Origin of the sequence: Blautia sp. CAG:257 (genome assembly GCF_000433815.1) — a bacterium.
GTDB classification, from domain to species: Bacteria; Bacillota; Clostridia; order Lachnospirales; family Lachnospiraceae; genus Blautia_A; species Blautia_A caecimuris.
On record NZ_HF999005.1, the window covers coordinates 8,080 to 12,306 of the forward strand.

The following is a 4,227-nucleotide window of genomic DNA, read 5'->3' on the forward strand; positions in this document are numbered from 1 at the left end:
ATAAAAAATCTTTCCCATTATTCCTGTATTTTAACCTTTCCCTCAGATTTTTTTGGTACGATCTCTCTTGTATCTCTGGCAAGAACAAGAATCGTACTGTCTGACATATCACTGAGCCCCTGGAGCTCCAGTCCCTGCTCCAGATATCTTTTCATATTTTTTATCAGGAGTCCGGTAATCTGCTCCCCGGGTACAACAAGAGGGATTCCCGGAGGATAAAGGTACGCAAACTCCACCGATATTCTTCCAATGCTTTCTTCCAGAGTACATCTTTCACTTAAAGCATCCATAGCGCATGAAATTCTCATAAGGGAATTCAGCTCCGCACATCGGCACCTTTCTTTTTTAACAGCTTCCTCACTGTATTTTAACGAGTCCCGGCTGTCAATTTCTTCAACAGCTCTGCACAGTCTGTCAAATCCTTCTTCCGTATCGCCCACAGAAGTCAGGGCAATCACATAATTTTCTGCTTCCATTTCTATTTCCAGATGGAAGTCCTGCCTCAGAACTTCTGCAAGCTGTCTTCCGTTCATGGTACTGTGTACTGTAGAAAGGATGATTTTTGATCTGTCTGCATCAAATACATTCATAGCCGGATCTCCCGGCTCCACAAGCCGGATACAGGAGCCTTTTCGGAGCCGCTTCCTGGCTCTTTCCAGATTCTCAGTATATTCCGCAAACATCCTCTGTCCATCCTGTTCTATTTTGTACATACAGGCATCCATAGAAGCCATAAGAACATAGGATGGGCTGCTGGTCTGATAGATTCCCAGAAATCTTACCAGAAGATTTCTGTCCACCCTTTCACTGCACCTGTGAAGAAGAGCTGTCTGAGTCATGGAAGGCAGGGTTTTATGCAGACTGTGGATCACAATATCCGCCCCAAGCTCTGCTGCCGACACAGGAAAATAATCAGAAAAACAAAAATGCGCTCCATGGGCTTCATCTACGATCAGAGGAATATTATGACTGTGAGTAATCTCTGCAATTGTTTTTATATCAGATACAATTCCATCATAGGTAGGTGAGGTCAGAAGGACTGCTTCGATATCCGGATTTTCATCAAGGCATCTTTCCACACGCTGCGGAGAAATTCCTCCGTTTATCCCCAGTTCTGCATCCTCATGTGGATAAATATAGGAAACCTTCAGATCACGAAGATAAGCTGCATGATAAACTGCTTTGTGACAGTTCCTTGCGATCAGAATATGTCCGCCTTTTTTTACAGCAGCAGATACGGCTGCCAGAATTGCCCCGGTGCTTCCATTGATACAGAAAAAACTCTCCTGTACCTGATAGAGCCGGGCGGCGTTTTCCTGTGCTTCCTTTAAAATTGTTTCCGGATGATGAAGATTATCAAATCCGTTGATCTCCGTAATATCCTGTTGTACAGAAAAATCCCCTGCCACAGACAGGGGATTTCTCTTATGTCCCGGCATGTGGAATGGATAGAAATCTGATTTCCCATACGCTTCCAGTTTTTTATATAATCTGTCCATTGATCTCCCTTTCTTTACAGCAGATTCAGTAAAGTAATAAGTGTTCCCATTATACTCTACCTTCAGACAGATGTCATCATGCCAGTTCTTTCTTTATAATTTTTATGAAATATTTATAATTTAATCTTGCTCATTGCAGCTTTATCGCATACAACTGTCACATCATTGTGAAGCTGAAGGATAGAAGCAGGAACCTCAGGTGTGATCGGGCCTGTAAATGCTTTTGCAATAATGTCTGCCTTGCCTTCGCCGGATGCCACAAGAAGGATTTTCTTTGCGCGCATAATGGTTCCGATTCCCATGGTGTAAGCCTGACGGGGAACGTCCTCTTCTTTCTCAAAGAATCTCTTGTTTGCCTCAATGGTGCTCTCTGTCAGATCCACGCACTGAGTATTTTTGCAGAATTCTTTTGCAGGCTCGTTAAAACCGATATGTCCGTTATGTCCGATTCCAAGAAGCTGAAGGTCAACGCCGCCTGTAGCTTCTACAACAGCGTCATACTCGCGGCATGCTTTCTCGCTGTCCGGCTCCAGTCCGTTTGGCACAAAGGTTCTGCTCTTATCAATATTTACATGATCGAACAGATGAGTGTTCATAAAGTAACGATAGCTCTGGTCATTATCTCCGGAAAGTCCTCTGTACTCGTCAAGGTTTACGCTTGTAACCTGAGAGAAATCCAGATCTCCTTTTTTGTACCATTCTACAAGCTGAGCATATGTTCCTTCCGGTGAAGATCCTGTAGCCAGTCCCAGAACACAGTCCGGCTTCATAATGATCTGTGCGGAAATAATGTTTGCTGCAATGCGGCTCATTGCCTTGTAGTCTTCTCCGCAATAAAATTTCATTTCAAAAATCCCCCTTTTCTTAGGATAAAATAATTGATATGTTCAGGACAGCTTCTACATCAGTCTGAGAAGCATATCTCCTGTACCTACATTATAACCGCTTGTGGCAAAAATTCCATTCATTTTTCCGGATGTTACAATAATAAGCGGAAGTTTTTCATGATCCACATACATTCTTCTTCCAAGAAGCTCAATGTGGTCTGCAAAGCAGTCATAATAAACCTGAATTTCCGGGAACATGGCAAGCGCCTTTTTCATTGTGGGATCCTGAAGCGCTGACTCACTCTGCACCACAAAGATAATACCGGAGCAGATTTTCCGGAAAGCTTCCGGCTGTTCCATCATTTCATTGAGAATATGTTCTGTAGGCTCTCTGCTTTCTTCCAGGAACATAAGAATATGCTTTCCTTCCGCAGTAAGCTCAGACGCCTTTACTTTTTCTGTGCCGGCTTCATCCTTACGCAGTTCAAATTCAGGAAGTTCAATATTTTCAAGCATATCCTCCAGATCTGCCTGTCTGAGGACAAGTGAAATTTCTTTCTTTTCTCCTGCTGCCATTGAAAAATAATATACATAAGCAAACATATTTCCGTTTGGCAGACGATTGGAGGTAATGATTCTGTACTCTCCCGGCTCCAGCTCTGCATTCAGAAGATCATCCTGCCATGTAAGACCTCCCAGACGAAGGGAAACATATTTTCCATTTTCCAGTCTGCCCATTGTCCAGTTCTGGAAATATTTCCATACAGTTCCATCCCCTGACTTCAGTACAAGGCTGCAGCTCTTTTCTGCCTCCGGAAGGACAGGAACAAATCTTCCGTCTTTTCTGTATTCCATGGAACGGTCTTCCGGATTCAGTCTTGCCGGAATACCCAGGGTTCTTGCAATGGCAACAAAAAGAATTTTCTTTGAGAGAGTACTTCCCACTCCCATTTTCAGGCATCCGGAAGGTGTGGTGATCACACTTGCTCTTTCCTTATCCGGAAGAGAAATGATCTTTTTGTCAACAGCGGTCCAGATTGCTGCAGGATCTTCCCGGAAACCGGCTTTTTCTTCCTCAGAAAACTCTGCTTCCACAGCGGCTCTGTATTTCATCAGAACCTCATCATCCACTCTTGGATTCAGAACATACTTTACAAAAACAGAATGTTCCATATTTTCCTCATAAGGCGCCGCGTAAGCAAGATGCTCTTCCAGAACCTCTGCCACACAGTCTGTTCTGTCTTTTTCTGTAAGTGTTTCAAGAAGCTCTGCTCTCAGAGTACTTTCCTCGCAGTCTGACTCAGACACATTCTGAAGGAATTTTTCACATTCAGGATTTACCCGGTTTTCTGTCTTTGCTATTCTCTTTGCAGACGCTTTTTCCAGTCGGATATTTCCCTCTGCCGTCTGTTCCGGCGTAGGCATATCTGTATTTACCGGAGTATCCACCGGAGCGATCATGTCAATTTCTTTCCAGATGTTTTCCTGTCTGGAATTTTCTCCAAGAGTAACTTTGATTTCTTTTTGTTCTCTTGTATCAGCAAATACACATTCACAGAATTCCCCACAGGAAACCTGTACGGCCAGACTTCCCAGACCGGTTGTGAACCTGCATTTTCCGGCTTTGTCAGTAACTCCCTCTGCAACAGGAGATAATTCCGCATAGTTCAGAACCTGGAAGGATATCTCTGCGCCCTGAACCGGTTCGCCGTCTTTATCGCATACTTCCACTGTAAATTCTGTGACCTCTGCATACCGTGAAAGCTCATTGAGCATTGTCACCATTCCGTCTTTTCCAATGGTTTCCTCATCAGAAGAAGCCGGATCAAACCAGCGGGAATGAACCATCATTGCTCTTGAAGAGGCATTTGTAAACCATCCCTTATTCAGGATCGGAAGAG

General features: G+C 43.8%; 3 protein-coding genes. All 3 read right to left on the reverse strand.

Translation table 11 applies throughout. The features are described 5' to 3' along the window. Window positions 1-17 precede the first annotated feature (17 nt). Window positions 18-1,499, reverse strand: coding sequence for an aminotransferase class I/II-fold pyridoxal phosphate-dependent enzyme (locus QVP40_RS02940; protein ID WP_022067012.1), 1,482 nt, complete (start codon window positions 1,497-1,499; stop codon window positions 18-20). Window positions 1,500-1,612: 113 nt separating this feature from the next. Further along, window positions 1,613-2,344: a glucosamine-6-phosphate deaminase gene (gene nagB, locus QVP40_RS02945; protein WP_022067013.1), complete on the reverse strand. Its 732-nt coding sequence runs from the start codon at window positions 2,342-2,344 to the stop codon at window positions 1,613-1,615. Between the two features lie 54 nt (window positions 2,345-2,398). Continuing rightward, window positions 2,399-4,227 (reverse strand): transglutaminase domain-containing protein (locus QVP40_RS02950; protein ID WP_288200286.1); only part of this gene is annotated, 1,829 nt, incomplete at its 5' end.